Source organism: Rhodoferax sp., assembly GCF_023700745.1.
Lineage (GTDB): Bacteria > Pseudomonadota > Gammaproteobacteria > Burkholderiales > Burkholderiaceae_C > Rhodoferax.
On record NZ_JAMPYG010000002.1, the window covers coordinates 244591 to 268317 of the forward strand.

A 23727-nucleotide genomic window follows, 5' to 3' on the forward strand; every position below is an offset into this window, starting at 1 on the left:
GGGGGCTGGCAGCAGATTTTCTTATGGTCGCGATCCGGGGACTCAGCCCTTGTTGCTGAGACAGGATTTCATGAAGGCCTTGCGCTCGTCGCCCTTGAGCTTTTTATCACCAGCTTCCTTGTTGCAGGTTTTCATCTTGTTTTGCTGGCTGCTTTTGGCTGCGGGAACCGCAGGGGTGGCCGGAGTTGTCGCGCTGGCGGCCTTGCCCGGGGTGGCGGGGGTTGCCGGAGTTGCCGCGCTGGCAGCCTTGCCCGGGGTGGCGGGGCTGGCAGCCTGGGCCAAGCCCAGTGACAGAGTTAGTCCCAATAATGTCAAAAATTTTCTCATCATGCTTCCTTTGAAACGTGAACGACACACCCCCGACGGGAGCTCCGGTTCACGGCGCATCATAGAAGCGGTTGGTTGACACGCCGCTGACACGCCGGCTCAGGCGGACGAAGCCGGTTTTTGCGCAGCGCAGGCGCGACACAGGCGCAGTGCCAACAGCTGCAAGGCCTGCCAGGGCACCGTCGGCCAGTCCGGCCGCTTGAGCCCTTTGACCACACCATCCACCTGATGGGCATCCTGCAGAAAACCCGTGAGCATCGCTGCGCTCAGGCGCGGCACCACCCGCTCGAACAGGCGCTCCTTGTTACCCCACACCCGCTGTTCGCGCAAAGCCATGGGCAGCGGACTGCCCCGGCTGATGGCGTCCTTGACGCGCTTCAGGGCGCGAATGTCTTCTGCCAGCGTGTAGTGCACCAGCACCTCGGCCTCGCCTTCGGCCTGCAGGCCATCAAGCATGCGCTGCACACGCGCGGGCTGCCCTGCGAGCACTGCCTCGCTAAGCTTGAAGACGTCATAACGGGCCACGTTGAGCACGGCACCTTCGATTTGCGCAAAACCCAACTCACCCGCCGGATACAGCAGTGCCAGCTTCTGGATTTCCTGGTGCGCCGCCAGCAGGTTGCCCTCGACCCGGTCGGCAAAAAACTGCAGTGTGCGCTGACCTTCCACGCCGGCCACCACGCGCTGGCCCTGGGGGGCCAGGCGCTGGGCAATCCACTGCGGCAGCGCAGCCCGCTCGACCGGACTGACTTCGAGCGTGACCCCGGTTTCGAGCGCCACAAACCAGGCGCTGGATTTGGTCGCGCGGTCGAGCCGGGGCAGGATCACCAACGTCAACGTACTGTCGTTGCCCTGTGCCGCTTGCGCCAGCTGTTGCAAGGCAACGCTGCCTTCCTTGCCGGGCTTGCCGGAGGGGATGCGCAACTCAAGGATTTGCTTGTCTGCGAACAGGCTGAGGGACCCCCCTGCTGCCAGCACCTCGCTCCAGTCAAAGTGGGCACCAGCGACGGTATGGGAACTGCGCTCGGTGAACCCCTGGGCACGGGCTGCCAGGCGAATGGCATCCAGCGCTTCCTGGATCAGCAGCGGCTCATCACCATGCAGCGTGTACAGGCTTTTCAGGCCTTTTTGCAGGTGCGCGGCAAGTGCGGCAGTCTGGAGTTGCATGGGGCCAGATCAATCCAGTTGACCCGGTTGAATGGCGGCCAGCCGGCGCAGAATTTGTTGCACGATGTCGGACTGCATGTCGCGGTACAGCAGCGCTTCTTCGGCCTCTTTGGCCAGCGCCGCTGACTCGTTGTAGCTGATGTCGCGCTGTTGCGCGATGTCGTCACCTTCGATGATTTCCTTGCCCTGGGCGGTGCGCAGCTGCAAACGCACCCGCATGCGCAGCTGCAGTTCACGCACCTGTCCCGAAGCGTTGACACCGACCACGACTCTTTCACGCTGCTCATTGACCACATTGAGGACCAGTTGCGCCTGCGCGATGGGTGCGTCAGCAGCCAGCACCTGCACGGCCGGGCCGAAGGCGCGGCGCAGTTCCTGCACCACAGCCCCGCCAGGATGGGGCAGGATGGCGATGCGTTGAAAAGCAAAAGCCTGACTGCCGCGCAAACGGAAGCCACAGCCTGCCAGCCCGATGTTGACCGCTACCAGGCCCGCAGCTTGCACCAGGGTACGACGTGTCAAGGAGATTGAAGCAGCCATGGGTTTGTGGGGCAACATGGCTTAAAGCACCAGATTGATCAGGCGCCCCGGCACCACAATTACTTTTTTGGGGGCCGCACCGTTGGCAAACTTCCGGAACATCTCATGGGCCAGGGCGGCCTGTTCGATGCCGGACTTGTCGGCCGTGGCAGGAACCAGAATCGAGCCGCGCAGCTTGCCATTGACCTGCAGCATCAGTTCGATCTCGTCTTGCATCAGCGCGCCAGGATCGACCTGAGGCCAGGGTGCATCGAGCAAATCGCCCATGGCCGTGTCATACCCCAAACCGGACCACAAGGCGTGCGTGATGTGCGGGGCGGCCGGGTACAGGCAGCGCAGCAGGATGCCAAAACCCTCGACCAGCGCGATCGGTGCGCCTGTTGCATCGACCGCCTTGAAGTCTTCCAGCGCATTGATCATCTTCATGGCACCACTGACCACCGTGTTGTACTGCATGCGCTGGTAGTCGTAATCGACCTGCTTGAGCACGGTGTGGATCTCCAGGCGCAGGGCCTTGGCCTCTTTGCCAAACGCCACCGTTTTCAGGCTGCCACCGGGGGTCAGGCTGGCGTTGACGGTGTCCATCGCGCTGGCAGACTGCTTGACACCAAAATTCCAGATGCGACGCAGAAAGCGGTAACTGCCTTCGACAGCTGCGTCATTCCACTCCAGCGTGGCCTCGGGCGGCGCGGTGAACATGGTGTACAGGCGTGCCGTGTCGGCGCCGTATTTTTCAATCAGGTCCTGCGGGTCAACGCCGTTGTTCTTGGACTTGGACATGGTGCCCACGCCCTCGTAATCGATGGCCGTGCCCACCGGCAAGTCACCAACGGCATGCTTGAGCCTGGCACCTGTCACCTTGCCGGCTTCGTCGAGCACGTTTTCAACATCAGACGGCCAGAAGTAGTCCTTGCCCCCCTGCGGGGTGCGGCGCGAGTAGATGTGGTTCAGCACCATGCCCTGGGTGAGCAGCTTGGTAAACGGCTCATCGACCTTGACCAGACCCAGATCACGCATCACCTTGGTCCAGAAACGTGCGTACAGCAGGTGCAGGATGGCGTGCTCAATGCCGCCAATATACTGGTCCATGGGCATCCAGTAGTCCGCACCGTCAGCCACCATCTTCTCGCTGTTGGTCGGGTCGCAGTAGCGCATGAAATACCAGGAACTGTCGACAAAGGTGTCCATGGTGTCGGTTTCGCGCCGTGCCGCCTTGCCGCAGACCGGGCAGGTGACGCCGGCATGAAACCCCTCGTGCTTGTGCAGCGGGTTGCCCGAACCATCGGGAATGCAATCCTGCGGCAGCACCACCGGCAGGTCTTTTTCCGGCACCGGCACGGCGCCGTGTTCGGCGCAGTGGATGATCGGAATTGGCGTGCCCCAGTAGCGCTGGCGGCTCACGCCCCAGTCGCGCAGGCGCCAGGTCACTTTTTTCTCGCCCAGGCCCAGGACCACCAGGTCAGCGGCCACGGCATCAACACACTCTTTGAATTTCAGGCCGTCGTACTTGCCCGAATGGATGGCGCTGCCGTTGCCCTTTTCGGCATACCAGTCGTGCCAGACGGTGGCGTCAAAGACTTCTGAATTCACCGCCACCACCGGCTTGATCGGCAAGCCATATTTGAGGGCGAAGGCAAAGTCGCGCTCGTCGTGCGCCGGTACGCCCATCACGGCACCGTCGCCGTAGCTCATCAGCACGTAGTTGCCGACCCACACTTCCACCGGGTCACCGGTCAAGGGATGGCTGACAAACAGGCCTGTTGCCATGCCTTTTTTCTCCTGGGTGGCGAGCTCGGCCTCGGTGGTGCCGCCGTGCGCGCATTCCTGGATGAACGCGGCCAGTGCCGGGTTGCCGGCCGCCGCCTGCGTGGCCAGCGGGTGCTCGGCCGCGACGGCACAAAAAGTGACACCCATGATGGTGTCGACCCGTGTCGTGAACACGTACATGCGACCATCGCCGATCAAGGCGCCTGAGGCGTCCCTGATGTCGTGGGTAAACGCAAAGCGCACACCCTCCGACTTGCCAATCCAGTTTTCCTGCATCAGCTTGACGCGCTCGGGCCAGCCCGGCATCTTTTCACCGGTGACGTTGGCCAATAGTTCTTCAGCGTAATCGGTGATCTTGAGGTAGTAGCCCGGGATTTCGCGCTTTTCCACCACGGCGCCAGTGCGCCAGCCCTTGCCGTCGATCACCTGCTCGTTGGCTAGCACTGTCATGTCGACCGGGTCCCAGTTGACGACCTGGGTCTTGCGGTAAGCGATACCACGCTCCAGCATCTTCAGGAACAGCCACTGGTTCCACTTGTAATACTCGGGCGTGCAGGTGGCGACTTCACGGCTCCAGTCGATAGCCAGGCCCATGGCCTGCATCTGCTGCTTCATGTAGGCGATGTTCTCGAACGTCCATTTGGCCGGCGGCACACCGTTTTTGAGCGCGGCGTTTTCAGCCGGCAGGCCAAAGGCGTCCCAGCCCATCGGCATCAACACGTTGTAGCCCTGCATGCGCAACTGGCGCGTCAGCATGTCGTTGATGGTGTAGTTGCGCACATGGCCCATGTGCAGCTTGCCGCTGGGGTAAGGCAACATGGAGCAGGCGTAAAACTTCTTCCTGGGCTTGCCGTTGACATCGACCGCGTTTTCAGTCACACGGTAAGCGTCGAGGGCACCCCAATGGGCCTGAGCAGCGGGTTCAACATCAAGGTGGTTGTATTTTTCTTGCATGGCGATCTGAAAATACGGCCGCTGGGGCCGCGAGGGCATAAAACAGGGCCTGATTTTAGGGTTGGACAGCCGCTGCAGGCGCATCGGCGACGAAGCCAATGCGATTCAAACCTGCGCTCTGGGCCGCACCCATGACCTCGACGATGCGGCCATAGGCGACGGTCTTGTCAGCACGCAGCAGAACTTCGGTCTGCGGATTGGCCTGTGCAGATTGCTGGAGTTGACGCACCAGCACATCCATGGCCACGGCCTGGTCTTGCCAGAAGACCTGCCCGGAGGCATCCACGATCACGGTCACCGACTGGGGTGCGTCACCCGCCCTGGCCGCTTCGGTGGTGGGCAAGTCAAGCTTGATGGAACTGGCCAGCAGCGGCGCTGTGATGATGAAAATCACCACCAGCACCAGCATCACGTCAATCAGTGGCGTCATGTTGATGTCGCTCATGGGCTGCGCCCCCAGAGAACGGTCCAGACGTCCAAATGGCATGGCAGGCCTTAACGCGCAAGCGCCCCGCTGCTGCCGAGCTCGCGCAGGTCGCGGGCGAAGCCTTCGAGCTCGGCCTCCAGACGCGCCACGGCCCGGCCCAGCACGTTGTAGGCCAGCACGGCAGGGATGGCAACGAGTAGGCCCGCAGCCGTCATGATCAGCGACTCGCCAACCGGACCCGAGATTTTGTCAATGGTGACCTGCCCCACGCTGGCGATGCCAATCAGGGCATGGTAAATGCCCCACACGGTGCCGAGCAGGCCGACGAATGGCGCCGTGGCACCGATGGTGGCCAGCAAGACCTGGCCGTGCTGGAGCTTGGCGAGGGCGGCATGCAAGGCACTGCGCAGCACGCGGGTCAGCTGCTGGGCACGGTCGCCCCGGCTGGCCAGGGTTTGACTGGGCTCAAGGTCGGTCGAAAGCACCAGCGGCAGGATCAGCGACTCCCGGTCAAATGCCCTGATTTTCTGGACGGCATCAGCCACCGAACCGGATTGCCAAAAAGCGGCAATGCAACGCACCACATCGGCATTGGCGCGCCGCAACAACCATGTTTTCCAGAGAATGACCACCCAACTCGTCACGGACATGGCCAGTAGCATCAGCGCGACCGAGCGCGCCAAAGCATCACCTTGCAGGAAGATCTGCGCCAGATTCATTTGAGTTGGAGCACGTCGGACATGTCAAACAACCCGTTTTTTCGGCCACTCAGAAACCGCACCGCACGCAAGCTGCCCTGGGCATAAGAAACCCGGCTGGAGGACTTGTGGCTGATTTCAATGCGCTCGCCGGTGCCGGCAAAGAGCACGGTGTGGTCACCCACAATGTCACCGCCCCGGATGGTGGCAAAACCAATGCTTGAGGGATCGCGTTCACCGGTCACGCCATGGCGGGCATACACGGCACAGTCTTTCAGGTCGCGTCCGAGCGCCCCGGCAATGACCTCGCCCATTTTCAGGGCAGTGCCCGATGGCGCATCGACCTTGTGGCGGTGATGCGCCTCGATGATTTCAATGTCATAACCGGCATTGAGCGCTTTGGCCGCCATTTCCAGGAGTTTGAGCGTGACGTTCATGCCCACGCTCATGTTGGGCGCCAACACGATGGCGATGTCTTTGGCGATCTCGGCAATTTCCTGTTTTTGCACCTCGCTGAACCCGGTGGTGCCAATGACGGCATTGACGCCCAGTTCGCGACAGACCTGCAAATGCGCCAGCGTCCCTTCGGGGCGGGTGAAATCGATCAGGGCCTGGGCATGGTTCAAGCCGGTGTGCAGGTCAGCACTGATGGCAATCCCGCTACTGCGTCCCAGAGCCGCCGCCGGGTCCAGGCCGACGGCGGGGCTGGTGGCAACATCGAGCGCGCCGCTGAGCTGGCAATCGTCTGAACGGCAAATGGCTTCGATCAGCATGCGGCCCATGCGGCCGCTGGCACCGGCCACACAAATGCGGTGGAGTGGGGAGTCAGTCATGGTCAGGAATCAGTTGGCACCGCTTTCCAGCGGTGGGTAACTCGCCGGCAAGGGCGGCAAAGGTTTAAGTTCAGGTTGCACGGCCACAGCCGTGGCCTTGAGACTTTCTGCGGACATTTCCAGCACAGGAACCTTGCCGGTTTTACGGCCGGAATCCAGCGAGGCCACAAACTCGGCCTCGCTTGGCAGCGCATCCGCTTCAATCTTCACCAAACGATCACCCTCGAAAAACACGGTGACCCGGCGCGACTGGGGCTCCACGCCCTGACGCTTGAAGGTAAAGACATAGTCCCAGCGGTTGGTGTGAAAAACGCTGACGAGCAGGGGCGTACCCAGAATGTCACGCACCTGCAGGCGGCTCATGCCTTCCTTGAGCGCATCAGCTTGCTCACGCGAGACAAAATTGCCTTGCACAATGTCGATTTTGTAAGGGGTGATCACATTGACCATGCGGTTGCTGGCTTGATCCAGACTGCCACACGCGGTCAAACCGACAAGCAAAAAGCCTGTCAAACTCAAGCAAAAAGGACGAACCAGAGATTTGGACATGGGCTAAGTGGGTAGCAAAGAATCGGTGCATTGTACTGGTTACCCCCTCGGGGACGTGAGCGCCAGACCAGCCCGTGCCCCCTGCTATCAGCCGGGATCATTCATCGCCAGACGATGGCGTTCGACGAAGTCCTTATAAGTGTCCACGCCGCGCATTTGCAAAATCGTGTTGCGCACAGCGGCCTCCACCAGCACGGCAATGTTGCGTCCGGCCACCACCTGGATCACCACCTTGCGCACGGGAACATCAAGCACATCCTGCATCAGGGGTTCATAGGGAATACGTTCGTAATCCCGCTCCATGGTCTCGCGGCGCACCAGGTGGACAATGAGTTGCAGCCGTTTCTTGCGGCGCACCGCCGTTTCGCCAAAAATGCCACGGATATCGAGCAGGCCAATCCCGCGCACTTCGAGCAAATTAAGCAGCAGCTCCGGGCAACGCCCTTCAATCGTGTCCTGGTTGATACGGTACAAATCCACGGCATCGTCAGCCACCAAGCCGTTGCCGCGCGAAATCAGCTCCAGCCCAAGCTCACTTTTCCCCAGGCCGGACTCACCGGTGATCAGCACGCCCAGGCCCAGAATGTCCATGAACACGCCGTGCATGGTGCAGCGGTCGGCGAAATGCTTGGATAAATAAGCGCGCAGCACGTCAATGACAAAGGCCGATGAGCCGTCGGTGGCAAACATCGGAATCTGGGCCCGCTCACACATGGAAGTCAGCGCCTCCGGGGCCGTTTGCCCATCTGCCAGCACCAGCACCGGGGGCTCCAGCGTGACGATGCGGGCGATGCGACGCGAGCAATCGTCAGGGGTTGAGTTGACCAGGTAAGCAACCTCGCGTTCGCCGAGAATCTGCACCCGGTAGGGGTGGATGTAGTTGAGATAGCCCACCAGATCGGCGCCGGAACGGGCAGCACGCACCGCAACTTCGTCAAAACGCCGCTCGGAAGCGCCCAGGCCGGCCACCCATTCCCAGCGCAAATTGGCACGAAAGGCCTCGAACAAAACGTCTGCACTGATGACATTGGGCTTCATGGCAGGCGCTCCAGCTCAAAAATTCCGGGGGACAGGCAAGAGCGGATGGCTCAAGCCGATTGCCAGTTGGCAATGCGCTGGTACAGCTCCGAGGCATCCTGAACCGTCAGGAGCTGTTCGCGCAATGTGGCATCACTGAGCATTTCAGCAATTTCGGACAATATTTCCAGGTGTTTCTGTGTGGCAGCCTCTGGCACCAACAAAAAAATCATCAGCCCAACCGCCTGCTCATCAGGAGAGTCAAATCCAATGGGCTGCGCCAACTGGATGACGGCCGCCATCGGTGCCTTGAGTCCCTTGATGCGGCCATGCGGAATGGCAACGCCATGCCCTAGACCGGTGGAGCCCAGGCGCTCTCTTGAAAACAGGCTGTCAGTGACCAGGGCACGACTCAGACCGTGCAAGTTTTCAAACAGTAAACCCACCTCTTCAAAAGCTCTTTTCTTACTTGTTACGTCCACGTGGACCAGAACTTGTTCAGCCGAAAGGATGGAGGCGAGTCGATTCATGATGTATTTGGAAGGTGCGCGACAAAAATTTGGCACAAAAAAAGCCGCACGCACTTGCGGGCGGCTTTTGCGATTTTAAATTACATCAAGCGCTTGGGCGCGTCATGGTGGTGTGATTGCAAACGGTCCTTGTGGCGGACCACCTGACGGTCAAGTTTATCAACCAGTTCATCGACAGCGGCATAGAGGTCGGCATGGGCACTTTCAGCGAACAGTTCGATGCCCTTGATGTGAATATTGCATTCCGCTTTTTGTCGACGCTCCTTCTCCTTCATATTTTCCAGGGTCAGCAACACCTTGACATCCACCACCTGGTCAAAATGCCGTTTGATCCGGTCCAGCTTGCTTGTCACATAACTACGCAAAGCAGGGGTTACTTCCAAATGGTGACCGCTGATCGTCAAGTTCATAAAAGCCTCCTAAAGCTCTTGGGTAAGAAAGCTGCCAACGACGCTGGCAACCGAAAAAAGAGTTGTCAAGCCATGGCGCTGACTATGCCCCGGCTTGGCGCAATTTGCAATTTATTTTTCATGATGCAATGCAACATACTCCGGTCTTGCGGATCACGTCATTGGCGCAACAGCTGCTGCAATGCGATAATCCTCAAGATCGAATGATTGGATTTTGACGGATCGCGCAGCACATAAACTCCTCCCTGTCGCTGGTTTTCAACTCGCCTAAGCATCCTCTGCTTGAACACCACCCAACCGACATCACGCTTCATGATCTACCTCTTTTGGGAGTGAGCGCATGCTCAATATTTTCACCCTTGCCAACGGCCGCCTGTTTCAGGAAGAGATCGAATCTCTTGAAGAGTTGTCTCGTTTTCAGCCGATCTGGGTTGACCTGGAGTCGCCCACACTGGAGGAAAAGCGCTGGATCAAGCAATATTTTGGACTCTCGATTCCCGAAGATGCGATGGACGAGGATATTGAAGAATCGGCCCGTTTTTACAAGGAAGACAACGGCGAACTGCACATCCGCAGCGACTTTCTGGTCGCCGACGATGTTGACCCGCACACGGTTCGGGTAGCGTTTATCCTCAATCTGGTCAACGACGAACTCAAAAGCAAGGGCGTCCTGTTTTCCATTCACGACGAGGACGTGCCGGTATTTCGCTTGCTGCGCATGCGTGCCCGGCGCGCCCCCGGCCTGATTGAAGACGCCAAGGAAGTACTGCTCAAACTGTTCGACGCCGATGCCGAGTATTCAGCCGATACGCTCGAAGAAATTTACGATGAGCTCGAAAAAGCAAGCGCCAAGGTGCTGTCGGGCGATGTGACCGACGCACTGGCCGGTGAGGTGCTGGGCGCCATCGCGCGCCATGAAGACATGAACGGCCGCATTCGACGCAACGCCATGGACACACGACGCGCGGTCAGCTTCATGATGCGCACCAAAATGCTCAACAGCGAACAGTTTGAAGATGCGCGACAAATCCTGCGCGACATCGATTCACTGGATTCTCATACTGCCTTTTTGTTTGACAAGATCAACTTCCTGATGGATGCCACGGTCGGCTTCATCAACATCAACCAGAACAAGATCATCAAGATTTTTTCGGTCGCCAGCGTGGCACTGCTCCCGCCCACCCTGATTGCCAGCCTGTATGGCATGAACTTCAAGTTCATGCCCGAGCTCGACTGGGCCATGGGTTACCCCTACGCCCTGGGCCTGATGCTGGCCAGCGCACTGGTGCCGATGTGGTACTTCAGAAAACGCGGCTGGCTCAAATAGCTATAGGTGCTTGATGAACTGGCCAAGCACAGCCAAGGCATAAGGACTGGCTACCTGGGTCACAAACGCAGAAAAGTCCAGGGGCGCCTGGGCATCCGCGCGGTCTGAAATGGTGCGCATGGCGGCAAATGGCACGCCGTAGTCATGACACACTTGCGCCACTGCCGCACCTTCCATTTCGACAGCCAGGGGCTCATGGCCTGCGGCATTTAGGTCAGCGCGCAAGACGGTAACCGCCACGGGGTCGCAGACAAACTGATCACCGCTGGCAATCAGGCCTTGGTGGACTTCGGGTGCATCCAGCAGCAAGCTGCGATGGAAGTGCTCTCCAACACCCGCCAGACCAACATGGGTGGCAGCCAGCAAAGCCGCAGAAAGCGCTGGATCGCAGTCAAGCGTTGCGCGCCCATACAGCGGTATTTCATAACGCGGAAAAAGCGGGGCAGAGTTCAGATCGTGCTGGATGAAGGCCTCTGCCACCACCACGTCACCCACCTTGACGCCGCCGCCCACCCCCCCGGCGACACCCGTAAACACCACACGTTTGACATCAAACGCTTCAATCAACACGGTGGTGGTGGTGGCTGCCGCCACCTTGCCAACCTTGGACAATACCAGCACCACGTCCTGCCCACCCCACTGGCCGCACCAGAATGTGCGACCGGCACGCCTGACGCGCTGCGGGTTGACCAATTGCGCCAGCAGGCCCCGCTGCTCATCCAGCAGGGCACTCATGATGGCCAGCGTCAAGTGCGCACCCCGGCCATGCTATTTGCCCCGCAGCTCACGCCGCAATATCTTGCCGACCGGCGTTTTGGGCAATTCAGAGCGGAACTCCACCACTTTGGGCTGCTTGTAGCCGGTGAGGTTTTCCTTGCAATAAGCACGCACCTGCTCTTCGGTGACGCCGGGGTCTTTTCTGACAATGACCAGTTTGACCGCCTCGCCGGCTTTCTCGTCCGGCATGCCCACGCAGGCGCACTCCAAGATGCCGTCCATCTGCGAGACCACGTCTTCAAGCTCGGTCGGGAAGACGTTGAAACCGCTCACCAGAATCATGTCCTTCTTGCGGTCGACGATTCTGAAATAACCACGCGCATCCATCACGCCAATGTCACCCGATTTGAAATAGCCGTCCGCGGTCATCACCTTGGCGGTCTCATCGGGGCGCTGCCAGTAACCAGCCATCACTTGCGGGCCCTTGATGGCAATCTCGCCAGACTGGCCCATGGGCACTTCATTGCCCCCATCATCGATCAATTTGAGCCAGGTACCAGGCACCGGCAGACCGATGGAGCCTGAGTATTCCTTGATGGTCACCGGGTTGGCCGTGGCAATCGGAGAGGTCTCGCTCAGGCCATAACCCTCAACAATGGGACAGCCCGTTTTCTCCAGCCAGAGCTTGGCTACCGTACTTTGCACGGCAGTACCCCCGCCCGCAGATACCAGCAGACTGGTCCAGTTCACCTTGCCAAAATCGGGATGGTTGGCCAGACCATTGAACAAGGTATTGACCGCCGGGAAGAAATGGATCTTGTGCTTGGCCAACTCGGCCAGCACGGCCGGGAAGTCGCGCGGATTGGGAATCAGGATCAGCTTGCCGCCAATGCGCAGGGACAGCATCATGGCGACAGTAAAGGCGAAAATATGGTACAGCGGCAAGGCACACACCGCATTCATTTGTTCGCCTTCGGGTATTTTTTCCAAAGCCGGCCTGAACCAGTCATCTGTCTGCAACAGGTTGGCCACCAGGTTGCGCTGCAACAGCACCGCGCCCTTGGAAACACCGGTGGTACCGCCGGTGTACTGCAACACCGCCACGTCATCCGGCTTGATGACCACTTTTTTCAAACTGCCATTGCTGGCCTTGGCAATGGCCGCGTTAAAGCGCACCGCGCTGGGTAAATTAAATACCGGCACCATCTTCTTGACGTTGCGCACGACGTAGTTCACCAGAGCGCCTTTGAGCAGGCCCAGTTGGTCGCCCATGGCACACAACACGATGTGCTTGACCGGTGTCGCAGCCAGGCATTTCTCGAGTGTGGCGGCAAAGTTCTCCAGAATCACGATGGCCTTGGCTCCCGAGTCCTTGAGCTGGTGCTCCAGTTCGCGTGCCGTGTACAGCGGATTGACATTGACCAGCGTGTAACCGGCCCGCAGGATGCCAGCCACGGCAATGGGATACTGCAGCACATTGGGCATCATGATGGCAACCCGATCGCCCTTGACCAGACCCAGACTTTGCAGATACACGCCAAAGGTCTGGCTTAAATCATCCACCTGCCGGTAGCTTTGTTCCTTGCCCATGAAGCTGTAGGCTGGCCGATTGGCAAACTTCTTGAAGCTTTCCTCCATCATGTCGACCATGGAGGCATATCGGTTCACATCAATGTCGGAGGACACACCCGGGGGATAGCTCTTGAGCCAGATGCGATCGGTCATTATTGATGCTCCACGTATTTTGAATTTAAAGCTGGATTTTCACCCGGCTGTCAGTTTCTGTAAGCTGTATTTACCCTAATTAGAGTGCAAACCCCAGGTTAGCTTGACGCTCTGAAAACAATCAAAAAAGAGGCCGCTTGGGCCTCTTTCAGACAGATCGGTGGACGCTTCAGGCTTTCAGGGCGGTCAGCACTTCATCCAGCATTTTCTTGGCATCGCCAAACAGCATTCGGTTGTTTTCCTTGTAGAACAGCGGGTTGTCGACGCCGGCGTAACCCGAGGCCATGCTGCGTTTCATGACGATCGAGGTCTTGGCTTTCCAGACCTCCAGCACCGGCATGCCGGCAATCGGACTGCTCGGGTCATCCTGGGCGCTGGGGTTGACGATGTCGTTGGCCCCGATCACCATGGCCACGTCGGTGTCTGGAAAATCGTCATTGAGTTCGTCCATTTCAAACACAATGTCGTAAGGCACTTTGGCCTCGGCCAGCAGCACGTTCATGTGCCCCGGCATGCGCCCGGCGACCGGGTGAATGCCAAAACGGATATTGACGCCCTTCTCGCGCAGCAGCTTGGTGATTTCGAACACCGTGTGCTGGGCTTGCGCCACCGCCATGCCGTAGCCCGGCACAATGATGACGCTCTTGGCTTCGCGCAGCAGTTCAGCCGTTTCCAGTGCCGATACCGGCGTCACTTCACCGACCGGCTGCTCGCCGCCAGCGGTAGCCGTGGGCTTGGCGCTGGTGGTGCCAAAACCGCCTGCAATCACGCTGATGAAGCTGCGATTCATGGCATTGCACATGATGTACGACAGAATGGCACCGCTGGAGCCCACCAGGGCACCCACCACGATCAGCAGGTCGTTGGACAGCATGAAACCAGTGGCGGCAGCTGCCCAGCCCGAATAGCTGTTGAGCATGGACACCACCACGGGCATGTCGGCGCCGCCAATGGCCATCACCATGTGCACGCCAAACAGCAGGGCCAGCACGGTCATCACGATCAGCGGTGTCCAACCGTCAGCCACCGTATGCGCATTCATGAACACGCCACCGAAGTAGATCACCACCAGCAAGCCAGTCAGGTTGAGCCAGTGACGCCCCGGCAACAAGACCGGGTTGCCGCTGACACGCCCTGAAAGCTTGCCAAACGCAATCACCGAGCCCGAGAACGTGACAGCGCCGATGAAGATACCGATGTAGATCTCGAGTTCATGGATGGTCTTGGCCGCGCCGACAAAATCCTTGGTGGCCGATGGATCGACAAAGGTGGCAAAACCCACCAGCATGGCGGCCAGGCCAACCATGCTGTGCATGAAAGCCACCAACTCGGGCATCTGCGTCATTTGCACGGTACGCGCCAGGTACAAGCCGACGCTGCCGCCGATCAGCATGGCGCCGATGATCCAGGCATAACCGCCGCCGGTCACCTGCGGCCCAAACACCGTGGCCAGCACGGCGATGGTCATGCCGATCATGCCGAACAGGTTGCCTCGGCGAGAACTTTCCTGGTTGGACAGGCCGCCCAGGCTCAGAATGAAAAGAATGGTTGCGCCAATGTAGGCCACTGTGGAAAGGTTTGAGGACATGCGTGGCTCCTTCTTATTTGCGGAACATGGCCAGCATGCGCTGGGTCACGGCGAAACCGCCGAACATATTGATGGCGGTCAGCACGATGGCTGCACCAGCGATCCAGGTGATCAGGCTATTGGGTCGATCCAGTGCATCCGCAATAGGCGAAATCTGCACCAGCGCGCCAATGGCAATGATGCTGGAAATCGCGTTGGTCACACTCATCAGCGGCGTATGCAGAGCGGGCTTCACGTTCCACACCACCATATAGCCGACAAAGCAGGCCAGCACAAACACCGTGAAGTGAGACAAGAACTCCTTGGGTGCACTTGACCCGACCAGCCAGAACAAAACTGCAACCCCCGCAAACATGATCGCCAACTTGCCACTGGACATCGGGGCGCTGGCTTGGCCGTGACCTTTTTTGGCGGCAGGGGCAGCAGACGGTTTGGCCGCCGCAGGTGGCGCTGCCGCCACTTTGAGTGCCGGCGGTGGCCAGGTGACTTCACCATTCTTGATGACGGTCAGGCCACGGATGGCGTCGTCCTGCATGTTGACATCGACGATGCCGTCCTTGGTCTTGCACAGTTCCTCGGTAAGACGGAACAGGTTGGTCGCGTACAACGTCGATGACTGCTTGGACAAGCGACTGACCAGGTCGGTATAGCCAACGATGGTGACGCCGTGCTTCACCACGGCCTGGCCGGGCTCTGTCAGCTCGCAGTTACCGCCCTGCTCGGCCGCCATGTCGACGATGACGCTGCCCGGCTTCATGCTCTTCACCATCTCGGCGGTGATCAGTTTGGGCGCAGGCTTGCCGGGGATCAGCGCGGTGGTGATGATGATGTCGACTTCCCGGGCCTGTTTGGCGTACATCTCGCGCTGGGCCTGCTGGAAGCCCTCGCTCATGACCTTGGCGTAGCCGCCGCCGCCGGAACCTTCCTCCTCGAAATCGACCTTGACGAACTCACCGCCCAGGGACACCACCTGGTCGGCCACCTCGGCACGGGTGTCGTTGGCGCGCACGATGGCGCCCAGCCCGGCGGCCGTACCGATCGCCGCCAGACCGGCCACGCCGGCACCGGCGATGAAGACCTTGGCTGGCGGGACCTTGCCCGCAGCCGTGATCTGGCCGTTGAAGAAGCGGCCAAAGGCATTGGCGGCCTCGATGACAGCCCGGTAGCCGGCGACGCCAGCCTGGGAGGTCAGGGCGTCCATCTTCTGGGCACGGCTGAGCATGCGCGGTAGCGAGTCAATCGCCAGCACGGTCACCTTTTTGGCAGCGAGTTGCTGCATCAACTCGGGATTTTGCGCGGGCCAGATGAAGCCGATCAGGATTTGTCCTTCACGCATCAGCGCGACTTCATCGACGGAGGGTGGGCGCACCTTGAACACGATGTCGGACCCAGCCCACAGGGCGGCGGCCGAGTCGGCCACCGTCGCGCCCGCAGCGCGGTAAGTGTCGTCGGAACAATTCGCGGCATCGCCTGCACCGGATTCGACGGCAACTGAAAACCCCAGTTTGATCAGCTTTTCCACCACCTCCGGCACCGTCGCCACGCGTTTTTCCCCCGGGAAAACCTCACACGGCACGCCAATGCGTTGCGCGGTTGGAGTTGATGATGCGGGGGATGGAACGACGGATTTTTCCGATAAGCCTTGAGTGGTGGCACCAGCTTGCATGAAGCGTCTCCTCGTAAGATGATTGGCAGGTTCTTTAAACCGCAGGAGCTTACCTCAGTTTTTACACTTTTTTGATTTACGACAAGCCCGCACTTTGATCCACCTCAACGAGTAAGCTGATCCTGGTTTCGGCGCAACGCAGCAAGTTACCGATAATCCTGCCATGACAATCCGATGGAAACCCAGCGCCACCGTGGCGGCAATCATTGAACACCATGGCAAATTCCTGCTGGTTGAAGAGCACACCCCCGAGGGTCTGCGCCTGAACAACCCGGCTGGCCACCTCGACGAAGGAGAGCGCCTGGTGGACGGCTGTGCCCGCGAGGCACTCGAAGAAACCATGCATCTGTTTACACCGACGCATTTGCTCGGGATCTACATGTCGCGCTTTCAACGCCCGGCCACCACCAGCCAGGCTTTGGAAGACATCACCTACCTGCGCTTTGCGTTTTGCGGCACGCTGGGCGCCTTGCAAGCGGGGCGCAGTCTGGACACGGGCATCGTGCGCACCCTGTGGCTGAGTCCGGATGAGATTCGGGCCAGTTCTGCCCGCCACCGCAGCCCGCTCGTGATCCAGTGCATGGAAGACTATTTGCGGGGACAACGTTATCCGCTGTCCCTGATCCATACCGACACCAACGTGATCGACCCGCAGCCCATCGCCACGGGTGGCAGCGTATGAGCGGCACGGCCAAACGACAGCGCGTGGTGGTGGGACTGAGCGGTGGCGTCGACTCTGCGGTGACGGCCTGGCTGCTCAAGCAGCAGGGCCATGAGGTGATCGGCATCTTCATGAAAAACTGGGAAGATGACGATGACAGCGAGTACTGTTCTTCCAACGTCGACTTCGTTGATGCCGCTGCGGTAGCCGACGTGATTGGGATCGAGATTGAGCACGTCAACTTTGCTGCCGATTACAAGGACCGGGTGTTTGCCGAGTTCCTGCGCGAGTACAGCAGCGGACGCACACCCAACCCCGACATCTTGTGCAACGCCGAGATCAAGTTCAAGGCTTTTCTCGACCATGCCATGCGGCTCGGGGCCGAGAAAATTGCCACCGGGCATTACGCCCGTGTGCGCTTCAATGCCCAAACCGGCAGCCATGAATTGCTCAAGGGGCAGGACCCCGCCAAAGACCAAAGCTACTTCCTGCACCGGCTCAACCAGAAACAACTGGCCAACACCCTGTTTCCAGTGGGCGAATTGCAGAAGACCGAAGTGCGCCGCATTGCACTGGAAATTGGTCTGCCCAACGCCAGAAAGAAGGATTCCACCGGCATCTGCTTCATCGGTGAGCGGCCGTTTCGCGAATTCCTGAACCGTTTTATTGCCAAAGAGCCCGGCCCGATCAAGAACGACAGGGGGCACACCATTGGCGAGCATGTGGGTTTGAGCTTTTACACGCTGGGGCAGCGTCAGGGCCTGGGCATTGGCGGCCTCAAAACCAAAGGCGCCCCACGCGGCGGCGGCGACCACGCGCCCTGGTTCGTGGCGCGCAAGGACATGACCAATAACACCTTGTGGGTGGTGCAGGGCCACGATCACCCGTGGCTGCTGTCACATGAACTCACGGCACAGGATGCCAGCTGGATTGCGGGGCAGGCGCCCACGGCCACGGCACTGGCCGCCAAAACCCGTTACCGCCAAGCCGATGCCGCGTGCACCTTTCTGAGCACAACACCAGACACCTTCAACCTGGGCTTTGTCCAGGCACAGTGGGCCGTCACGCCCGGCCAATCCGCCGTGCTTTACGACGGCGAGATCTGCCTCGGCGGCGGCATCATCACCAACTAACCCATGCGCGACAGCAGGTTTTCCATGTCTTTGAGCATGGTGTCCATGCTGTCTTTTTGAGTTGGGTCAGGCTTCAAGCAGGATGACAGTTCTTGCTCCATGAAGCACATGGTCATGCGAAGGTAGGTGCTGTCAAGCGCCTTGCGCACGGCGGCAAACTGCTGACTGATCTTGAGGCAGCTCTCCCCCTCTTCGAGCATGCGCTGAACGCCGCGAATCTGGCCTTCAGCCCGCCGCAAACGGTTGAGCACTTCGGCACGGGCGGACTCATTGGTCAAAACGGTCATGTCGAGAACCTACCACTTAATTGGCACAGCCAACTTTTGACTCTGGCACACCCAGTTTTTTCAGGATGATGCCAAGGGGGCAAAAATTGGTAAAGCCGGATTGAAACAAATTGGCGCCCACAAAAGCCGTGAAGGCCAGTGCCCACTTGCTGACGAACAGCGGACTGCCCTCGACCCCCAATGCCAGGGAGATCATGATGAACAGACCCGCAAAAACCAGAATATAACGTTGAACGGTCATGGCAATAGCTCCTAAAAGAACAGTGAAAATCAAGTTGAATGCGTTTGATCGAGAACAACCGGCGCCTCTGCGTGCGCTTCGTTACGGCGCCGGTAGAGCGCGTAATACAACACCGGGATCACCACCAGCGTGAGCAGGGTCGACACCAGAATACCGAAAATCAGGGAAATGGCGAGCCCGTTGAAAATAGGATCGTCCAGAATAAAAAAGGCGCCGATCATCGCCGCCAGACCGGTCAGGGCAATGGGCTGGGCGCGCACGGCGGCCGACTGCACCACGGCCTCCTTGAACGCCACGCCTTGCGCGACCTGCAACTCGATAAAGTCCACCAGCAAAATGGAGTTGCGCACGATGATGCCGGCCAGCGCGATCATGCCGATCATCGAAGTGGCGGTGAACTGCGCACCCAGCAGGGCATGCCCCGGCATGACGCCAATGAGGGTCAGCGGAATCGGCGCCATGATCACCAGCGGGGTCAAATAGCTCCTGAATTGCGCCACCACCAACAGGTAAATCAGGATCAGGCCCACCCCATAAGCGGCCCCCATGTCACGGAACGTGTCATAGGTGATCTGCCATTCGCCATCCCACTTGACCGAATACTGGCGGAATGGGTCGCTGGGCTGGCTGATCCAGTACTCGCCCAATGTACCCGTGCCCGGCAAGGCAGCAGCCTGCAACTTGTCACGAATGGCAAACAGGCCATACAGCGGTGAATCCAGCTTGCCCGCCATATCGCCAAAGACGTAGCTGACGCCTTGCAAGTCCTTGGTGTAAAAGGGTTTGTCAATCACACCCTGCTCGACGTCGACCAACTCGGACAGCGGCACCATCCGGCCATTGGCGGCGCGCAGCGGCATGGCCAGAATGGCATCCAGCCCCACCTGCTCACCCAGTGGCAACTGCAGGCGCACCGGCACCGGGTATTTGCTATGGTCGTCATGCAGATACGCTGCATCGACGCCGTTGAGTGCCATGGCCGCGGTCTGAGCCACCATCGCCACCGGAATCCCAAGGGATTCAGCACGCTGACGGCGTACCCGAAGGTAAACACGCGGCGCATCGTCCTTGAGCGAGGTGTCCACGCCCACAACGTCGGCAGTGGCGCTGAACGCTTGCGCCACCCGGCGCGCCAGCGCCTGACGCCCGGCTTCATCCGGGCCATAGACCTCGGCCACCAGCGGCGACATCACCGGTGGTCCGGGTGGCACTTCGACCACCTTGACGACGGCATGGTGACGTGCGCCAATTTTTTCCAGCGCCGGACGCAAGCGCTGCGCGATGGCGTGGCTCTTGTCGCTGCGGTGCTTCTTGTCCACCAGATTGACCTGCACATCACCCTGTTCGGCATCGGCGCGCAGGTAATACTGGCGCACCAAACCATTGAAGGTAATCGGCGATGCCGTGCCGGCATAGGCCTGCAGGTTCAACACTTCGGGTTGCTGTGCCAGATAGGCACCCAGCTCATGCAGTGCGGCCGCGGTATTTTCAAGCGGCGTGCCGGCCGGCATTTCGACCACCACCTGGAATTCGCTCTTGTTGTCAAAAGGCAGCATTTTCAGAACGACCCACTGCACCAGCGTCAGACCGACCGAGAGCAGTAGCGCCGCCAAAATGCCCGCGAGCAACAGCCAGCGCTTTTTGGCACTGTTCAAAAATGGCGTCAGTACCCAGGCGAACAGGCGCTGCAGCTTTGGCCCCAAGCCGGCGGGTTGTGCCGGCATGCCATCACCGTGGGGGTGCTGGCGCATCATTTTCAGCGCCAACCAAGGCGTCACAGTAAAGGCAATGAGCAGGGAAATAGCCATGCCCATGCTGGCGTTGATCGGGATCGGGCTCATATAGGGGCCCATCAAACCACTGACAAACGCCATTGGCAGCAAGGCTGCAATCACCGTCAGCGTGGCCAGAATAGTGGGCCCACCGACTTCATCCACAGCCGCCGGAATGATCTCGCGCAGGCCCCGCTCGGGGTACAGGTTTTGATGGCGATGGATGTTTTCCACTACCACAATGGCATCATCGACCAGAATACCAATGGAGAAAATCAGCGCAAACAGGGACACCCGGTTCAGGGTAAAGCCCCAGGCCCATGATGCGAACAGTGTGGCAGTCAAGGTCAATATGACAGCCGCCCCCACGATCACCGCCTCACGCCGCCCCAGCGCAAAACCCACCAGCAAAATCACCGAGCCGGTGGCAAAGGCCAGCTTCTGGATCAGCTTGTTGGCTTTTTCCGCTGCCGTTTCACCATAATCCCGGGTGATGGTGGCCTGTATGTTGCCGGGAATCACCGTATTGCCGAGCTCCTGCACCCGCAGGCGTACCGCACCGGCAACATCCACCGCGTTGGTTCCCGGCTTTTTGGTCACGGTCAGGGTGAGTGCCGGATAGACACCGCCGGCAGCCACGCCATCATCGGCAGCAGCGGCACCCAAAGAAGCAGCCACCCCTGGTGTGTACCAGACATAGCGCTGCGGCAATTGCGCACCGGTCTCAATGCGCGCCACTTCACGCAGGTAAACCGGTAAGCCCTTGCTGACACCCACCACCAAGTCACCGACATCCTGCGCCGTGCGCAGGAATTCACCCGTTTCCACGCTCAGCATCTGTCCGCCAGGCACTTGTGGGTCGAGCACGGTACCGGAGGGCATGCTGGCGTTGGCGGCTGCCAGCGTGGCCTTGAGCGACAACACATCGACCCCGCGCTCACGCAGGCGGACCGGATCCAGCCACACATGCACGGCGCGCTCCGGACCACCGATGGTTTGCACCTCGCGCGTCCCTGGCACACGCTTCAATTCGGCCTCGACCGTATGCGCCACCCGCTCAAGATCGACGGCAGGCAGGGCGTCCTTGCTCCACAAGGTCACGGCCAGCACGGGCACATCATCAATGCCCTTGGGCTTGACGATGGGCGTGAGCGTGCCCAGCTCGCGCGGCAACCAATCCTGGTTGGCGTTAAGCACGTCATACAGGCGCACCAGCGCCTCGGTGCGCGGCACGCCCACCTTGAACTGCACCGTCAGTACCGCCATACCCGGACGCGCCACCGAGTACGTGTGCTCAATACCCGCTATCTGGCTGAGCACCTGCTCGGCAGGACGCGCCACCATGTTGTGCACATCGACACTGCTGGCGCCGGGAAAGGGAATCAGCACATTGGCCATGGTGACGTTGATTTGCGGCTCTTCTTCACGCGGCGTCACCAGCACAGCAAACAGGCCCAGCAGCAGCGCCACCAAAGCCAGCAAGGGCGTGATGGCGTTGCGCTTGAATGCCTTCGCCATCCGCCCGGAAATACCCAATGGGGATTGATTCGACATGCTCATCTCACTTGGCTGCACCGCCAACAGCCTGGGCTCCTGCCAGGCCGGCACGCACCGGGTCCAGCGCGACACGGTCGGCCACGCTCAGGCCCGCCAGCACTTCAACGCCCTGAGCGCCATGGTCCGCCCCCAGGCGAATTGCCTTGAGTGCAAAGCCCTGGCCTGAGACCACATATACCGCCGTCAACTCACCCCGGCGCAAGACCGCTGAAGCCGGCATCAGCAAACGTTGCGACTGGCCTGCGGCAAAACGCACCCGCACCTGCTGCCCTGGCAGCAGGCCCTTGCTTGCGCTGGCAGGCAATTCCAGACGCCATTCAATGGTTTGCGACACCGCATCGGCGGTGGGCAAATGACTGGTCTGACTGGGTCGTACCCATTGCAGCGACCCGTCAGCCGTGCTGACTTGCACCTCCACCGCGGCGCTGCCCTGCACCTGGACGGAGCGCGACACCGGCACCTGCACCACTGCCCTCAGGGGCAAGGGCGCGTACAACGTCAACAGCGGCTTGCCAGGAAAAGCCAGATCGCCCACCTCCGAGACGGTTTGCAACACAAAGGCGTCGAACGGCGCGGTCACCCGGGTAAAGCCCTGCGACAAGCCGGACTGCTTTTCGCCCGCACTGGCCTGGTCACGTCCCGCTTGCGCTGATTTGAGCTGGGCATCGGCGGTGTCCATGGCGGCCTTGCTGACAAACCCCTGGGCCAGCAACTCACGGGTGCGATCAAAGTTGGCTTGTGCGTTACGCAGCTCAGCCTGCGCCTGCGCCGCCTGGGCACGGCTGCGCTGCACGCCGGCCTGGGTTTCTCGGTCGTCGATGGTGGCCAGCAACTGCCCGGCACGCACCGGATCTCCCGCCTTGACAGCCAGCGTAACAAGCCGCCCCGACGCCTGCGCCGATACGGTGCTTTGCTTGACCGGCTGCACCACGCCATCCATCTCGAATCCGCTACCGACGGCCCTCAACTGGACCGCCGCCACATTGACTTGCTGCAACGTCTGGGCGGCCACCGGCGCCATCGCCAAAGACATCAGCACAAGCCATGCCAATCCCAACCGCTCTGATTGAACCCAGGAACGCCATAAAAAAGACTTTTGCATAAAGCTTCCTTTAAATACTGTACCTAGTATATTTGAATACCCCCGGCAGTACATGTAAGTGGAGAAATGACCTCACAAATTCACGCCCTGGTGTCCTCCTGCCATGGCTGACGATGGCGCCCTCAGGGCAAAAATAAAGTCGGTGAATATTATTTTTGTACCAGACACATAACAAGTGGCCACCCTGACCACGAAAAAACAACGCAAATACGATGCAAATCGTTGATTTAAAAGGAATTATTAACAAATTTAAATCTTCGGCACAACTATTGCTTCTGTTTTGTCAGACTGTGACTGCGAGGTAATCAAAATGATTAAAGATACAAAAATCCTGGTCGTTGACGATGAAGAGGTCGTTCGACTCAGTTATGCCAGATCACTGGCAAGCAACCATTGCAAGGTCGAAATGGTCAGCAACGGACCCGATGCCTTGGAGGTGATGGGGCAACGCCCCTTTGATGTGGTCTTGCTTGATCTATTGATGCCCGGCATGAATGGCATGGCCGTTCTCAGCACCATCAAGCAGCGATGGCCCGAAAGTGAAGTCATCATCATCACCGGCTACCCGGCCCTGGAAACGGCCAAAGAGGCCGTCACGCTGGGCGCCTACGATTACTTGGCCAAACCCGCCGGTCCGGACGATATTGTCAATGCAACCCACAGTGCCATGATGCACAAACAATGGACCTTGCGCAGCGATCAAGCGTCGTCGTCCGCAGGCATGCATTGATC

At 59.6% G+C, this 23727-nt stretch carries 24 protein-coding genes; 4 read left to right on the forward strand and 20 right to left on the reverse strand.

Annotation, left to right across the window (positions count from 1 at the left end; translation table 11 throughout):
* Positions 1–42: 42 nt before the first annotated feature.
* The 12 genes from NDJ10_RS03235 to NDJ10_RS03290 form a co-directional block, all read right to left on the reverse strand.
* Positions 43–327 (reverse strand): PsiF family protein, encoded by a 285-nt coding sequence (locus NDJ10_RS03235; RefSeq protein ID WP_296159679.1) that lies wholly within the window; start codon positions 325–327, stop codon positions 43–45.
* 99 nt (positions 328–426) lie between these two features.
* On the reverse strand, positions 427–1494 hold the full coding sequence (gene holA / locus NDJ10_RS03240) for a DNA polymerase III subunit delta (protein ID WP_296159680.1): 1068 nt from the start codon (positions 1492–1494) through the stop codon (positions 427–429).
* 9 nt (positions 1495–1503) lie between these two features.
* On the reverse strand, positions 1504–2034 hold the full coding sequence (gene lptE / locus NDJ10_RS03245) for an LPS assembly lipoprotein LptE (RefSeq protein WP_296159681.1): 531 nt from the start codon (positions 2032–2034) through the stop codon (positions 1504–1506).
* Positions 2035–2055: 21 nt separating this feature from the next.
* On the reverse strand, positions 2056–4755 hold the full coding sequence (gene leuS, locus NDJ10_RS03250) for a leucine--tRNA ligase (RefSeq protein ID WP_296159682.1): 2700 nt from the start codon (positions 4753–4755) through the stop codon (positions 2056–2058).
* Positions 4756–4810: 55 nt separating this feature from the next.
* Entirely contained in the window at positions 4811–5242 is a 432-nt protein-coding gene (locus tag NDJ10_RS03255) for a biopolymer transporter ExbD (protein WP_296159683.1), read from the reverse strand.
* Between the two features lie 8 nt (positions 5243–5250).
* A complete protein-coding gene (locus tag NDJ10_RS03260; protein ID WP_296159684.1) occupies positions 5251–5901 on the reverse strand; it encodes a MotA/TolQ/ExbB proton channel family protein in 651 nt (216 codons plus the stop codon).
* Positions 5898–6713, reverse strand: a complete 816-nt coding sequence (gene dapB / locus NDJ10_RS03265) for a 4-hydroxy-tetrahydrodipicolinate reductase (RefSeq protein ID WP_296159685.1) — start codon at positions 6711–6713, stop codon at positions 5898–5900. Before dapB ends, NDJ10_RS03260 begins: the two co-directional genes overlap by 4 nt.
* A gap of 9 nt (positions 6714–6722) precedes the next feature.
* The gene (locus NDJ10_RS03270; RefSeq protein ID WP_296159815.1) at positions 6723–7163 is read right to left on the reverse strand and encodes an outer membrane protein assembly factor BamE; all 441 of its coding nucleotides are present in this window, start codon (positions 7161–7163) and stop codon (positions 6723–6725) included.
* Positions 7164–7349: 186 nt separating this feature from the next.
* Positions 7350–8300 carry an HPr(Ser) kinase/phosphatase gene (gene hprK, locus NDJ10_RS03275; protein ID WP_296159686.1) on the reverse strand — a complete coding sequence of 317 codons (951 nt, stop codon included), beginning with the start codon at positions 8298–8300 and terminating at the stop codon, positions 7350–7352.
* Positions 8301–8350: 50 nt separating this feature from the next.
* Positions 8351–8809: a PTS IIA-like nitrogen regulatory protein PtsN gene (gene ptsN / locus NDJ10_RS03280; protein WP_296159688.1), complete on the reverse strand. Its 459-nt coding sequence runs from the start codon at positions 8807–8809 to the stop codon at positions 8351–8353.
* Positions 8810–8889: 80 nt separating this feature from the next.
* Positions 8890–9219, reverse strand: coding sequence for a ribosome-associated translation inhibitor RaiA (gene raiA / locus NDJ10_RS03285; RefSeq protein WP_296159689.1), 330 nt, complete (start codon positions 9217–9219; stop codon positions 8890–8892).
* Positions 9220–9377: 158 nt separating this feature from the next.
* Positions 9378–9533, reverse strand: coding sequence for a hypothetical protein (locus NDJ10_RS03290; protein ID WP_296159694.1), 156 nt, complete (start codon positions 9531–9533; stop codon positions 9378–9380).
* 26 nt (positions 9534–9559) lie between these two features.
* Between NDJ10_RS03290 and corA the strand changes: the two genes are divergently transcribed.
* Positions 9560–10546 (forward strand): magnesium/cobalt transporter CorA, encoded by a 987-nt coding sequence (gene corA, locus NDJ10_RS03295; RefSeq protein ID WP_296159695.1) that lies wholly within the window; start codon positions 9560–9562, stop codon positions 10544–10546.
* Here corA and NDJ10_RS03300 read toward each other — a convergent pair whose 3' ends face one another.
* From NDJ10_RS03300 to NDJ10_RS03315, 4 genes are all read right to left on the reverse strand, one after another.
* Positions 10547–11296, reverse strand: coding sequence for a 5'-methylthioadenosine/adenosylhomocysteine nucleosidase (locus NDJ10_RS03300; RefSeq protein WP_296159696.1), 750 nt, complete (start codon positions 11294–11296; stop codon positions 10547–10549).
* A gap of 18 nt (positions 11297–11314) precedes the next feature.
* Positions 11315–12988 carry a long-chain-fatty-acid--CoA ligase gene (locus NDJ10_RS03305; RefSeq protein ID WP_296159697.1) on the reverse strand — a complete coding sequence of 558 codons (1674 nt, stop codon included), beginning with the start codon at positions 12986–12988 and terminating at the stop codon, positions 11315–11317.
* Positions 12989–13157: 169 nt separating this feature from the next.
* Positions 13158–14576, reverse strand: a complete 1419-nt coding sequence (pntB, locus tag NDJ10_RS03310) for a Re/Si-specific NAD(P)(+) transhydrogenase subunit beta (RefSeq protein ID WP_296159699.1) — start codon at positions 14574–14576, stop codon at positions 13158–13160.
* Positions 14577–14589: 13 nt separating this feature from the next.
* Positions 14590–16242, reverse strand: coding sequence for a Re/Si-specific NAD(P)(+) transhydrogenase subunit alpha (locus tag NDJ10_RS03315; protein ID WP_296159700.1), 1653 nt, complete (start codon positions 16240–16242; stop codon positions 14590–14592).
* Positions 16243–16405: 163 nt separating this feature from the next.
* Between NDJ10_RS03315 and NDJ10_RS03320 the strand changes: the two genes are divergently transcribed.
* Positions 16406–16924 (forward strand): NUDIX hydrolase, encoded by a 519-nt coding sequence (locus NDJ10_RS03320; protein WP_296159701.1) that lies wholly within the window; start codon positions 16406–16408, stop codon positions 16922–16924.
* Positions 16921–18036 carry a tRNA 2-thiouridine(34) synthase MnmA gene (gene mnmA, locus NDJ10_RS03325; protein WP_296159702.1) on the forward strand — a complete coding sequence of 372 codons (1116 nt, stop codon included), beginning with the start codon at positions 16921–16923 and terminating at the stop codon, positions 18034–18036. Before NDJ10_RS03320 ends, mnmA begins: the two co-directional genes overlap by 4 nt.
* Here mnmA and NDJ10_RS03330 read toward each other — a convergent pair.
* The 4 genes from NDJ10_RS03330 to NDJ10_RS03345 are packed head-to-tail and all read right to left on the reverse strand — an operon-like array spanning position 18033 to position 22926.
* On the reverse strand, positions 18033–18323 hold the full coding sequence (locus NDJ10_RS03330) for a metal-sensing transcriptional repressor (protein ID WP_296159703.1): 291 nt from the start codon (positions 18321–18323) through the stop codon (positions 18033–18035). The two genes, mnmA and NDJ10_RS03330, sit on opposite strands and share 4 nt — an antisense overlap.
* 16 nt (positions 18324–18339) lie before the next feature.
* On the reverse strand, positions 18340–18564 hold the full coding sequence (locus NDJ10_RS03335) for a DUF2892 domain-containing protein (protein ID WP_296159704.1): 225 nt from the start codon (positions 18562–18564) through the stop codon (positions 18340–18342).
* A gap of 29 nt (positions 18565–18593) precedes the next feature.
* Entirely contained in the window at positions 18594–21896 is a 3303-nt protein-coding gene (locus NDJ10_RS03340) for an efflux RND transporter permease subunit (protein ID WP_296159816.1), read from the reverse strand.
* Between the two features lies 1 nt (position 21897).
* The gene (locus NDJ10_RS03345; RefSeq protein ID WP_296159817.1) at positions 21898–22926 is read right to left on the reverse strand and encodes an efflux RND transporter periplasmic adaptor subunit; all 1029 of its coding nucleotides are present in this window, start codon (positions 22924–22926) and stop codon (positions 21898–21900) included.
* 379 nt (positions 22927–23305) lie between these two features.
* Between NDJ10_RS03345 and NDJ10_RS03350 the strand changes: the two genes are divergently transcribed.
* On the forward strand, positions 23306–23725 hold the full coding sequence (locus NDJ10_RS03350) for a response regulator (RefSeq protein ID WP_296159705.1): 420 nt from the start codon (positions 23306–23308) through the stop codon (positions 23723–23725).
* Positions 23726–23727 lie beyond the last annotated feature (2 nt).

Excerpts from the sequence above, each read along its gene's own strand:
- NDJ10_RS03260 (WP_296159684.1), bottom strand. The coding sequence starts at position 5,901 with ATGAATCTGGCGCAGATCTTCCTGCAAGGTGATGCTTTGGCGCGCTCG.
- NDJ10_RS03345 (WP_296159817.1), bottom strand. The coding sequence starts at position 22,926 with ATGTCTTTGGCGATGGCGCCGGTGGCCGCCCAGACGTTGCAGCAAGTC.
- NDJ10_RS03235 (WP_296159679.1), bottom strand. The coding sequence starts at position 327 with ATGAGAAAATTTTTGACATTATTGGGACTAACTCTGTCACTGGGCTTG.
- corA (WP_296159695.1), top strand. The coding sequence starts at position 9,560 with ATGCTCAATATTTTCACCCTTGCCAACGGCCGCCTGTTTCAGGAAGAG.
- NDJ10_RS03350 (WP_296159705.1), top strand. The coding sequence starts at position 23,306 with ATGATTAAAGATACAAAAATCCTGGTCGTTGACGATGAAGAGGTCGTT.
- lptE (WP_296159681.1), bottom strand. The coding sequence starts at position 2,034 with ATGGCTGCTTCAATCTCCTTGACACGTCGTACCCTGGTGCAAGCTGCG.
- mnmA (WP_296159702.1), top strand. The coding sequence starts at position 16,921 with ATGAGCGGCACGGCCAAACGACAGCGCGTGGTGGTGGGACTGAGCGGT.
- raiA (WP_296159689.1), bottom strand. The coding sequence starts at position 9,219 with ATGAACTTGACGATCAGCGGTCACCATTTGGAAGTAACCCCTGCTTTG.
- dapB (WP_296159685.1), bottom strand. The coding sequence starts at position 6,713 with ATGACTGACTCCCCACTCCACCGCATTTGTGTGGCCGGTGCCAGCGGC.
- NDJ10_RS03335 (WP_296159704.1), bottom strand. The coding sequence starts at position 18,564 with ATGACCGTTCAACGTTATATTCTGGTTTTTGCGGGTCTGTTCATCATG.
- NDJ10_RS03340 (WP_296159816.1), bottom strand. The coding sequence starts at position 21,896 with ATGAGCATGTCGAATCAATCCCCATTGGGTATTTCCGGGCGGATGGCG.
- hprK (WP_296159686.1), bottom strand. The coding sequence starts at position 8,300 with ATGAAGCCCAATGTCATCAGTGCAGACGTTTTGTTCGAGGCCTTTCGT.
- leuS (WP_296159682.1), bottom strand. The coding sequence starts at position 4,755 with ATGCAAGAAAAATACAACCACCTTGATGTTGAACCCGCTGCTCAGGCC.
- NDJ10_RS03255 (WP_296159683.1), bottom strand. The coding sequence starts at position 5,242 with ATGCCATTTGGACGTCTGGACCGTTCTCTGGGGGCGCAGCCCATGAGC.
- NDJ10_RS03290 (WP_296159694.1), bottom strand. The coding sequence starts at position 9,533 with ATGAAGCGTGATGTCGGTTGGGTGGTGTTCAAGCAGAGGATGCTTAGG.
- NDJ10_RS03305 (WP_296159697.1), bottom strand. The coding sequence starts at position 12,988 with ATGACCGATCGCATCTGGCTCAAGAGCTATCCCCCGGGTGTGTCCTCC.
- holA (WP_296159680.1), bottom strand. The coding sequence starts at position 1,494 with ATGCAACTCCAGACTGCCGCACTTGCCGCGCACCTGCAAAAAGGCCTG.
- NDJ10_RS03270 (WP_296159815.1), bottom strand. The coding sequence starts at position 7,163 with ATGGTCAATGTGATCACCCCTTACAAAATCGACATTGTGCAAGGCAAT.
- pntB (WP_296159699.1), bottom strand. The coding sequence starts at position 14,576 with ATGTCCTCAAACCTTTCCACAGTGGCCTACATTGGCGCAACCATTCTT.
- ptsN (WP_296159688.1), bottom strand. The coding sequence starts at position 8,809 with ATGAATCGACTCGCCTCCATCCTTTCGGCTGAACAAGTTCTGGTCCAC.
- NDJ10_RS03315 (WP_296159700.1), bottom strand. The coding sequence starts at position 16,242 with ATGCAAGCTGGTGCCACCACTCAAGGCTTATCGGAAAAATCCGTCGTT.
- NDJ10_RS03320 (WP_296159701.1), top strand. The coding sequence starts at position 16,406 with ATGACAATCCGATGGAAACCCAGCGCCACCGTGGCGGCAATCATTGAA.
- NDJ10_RS03330 (WP_296159703.1), bottom strand. The coding sequence starts at position 18,323 with ATGACCGTTTTGACCAATGAGTCCGCCCGTGCCGAAGTGCTCAACCGT.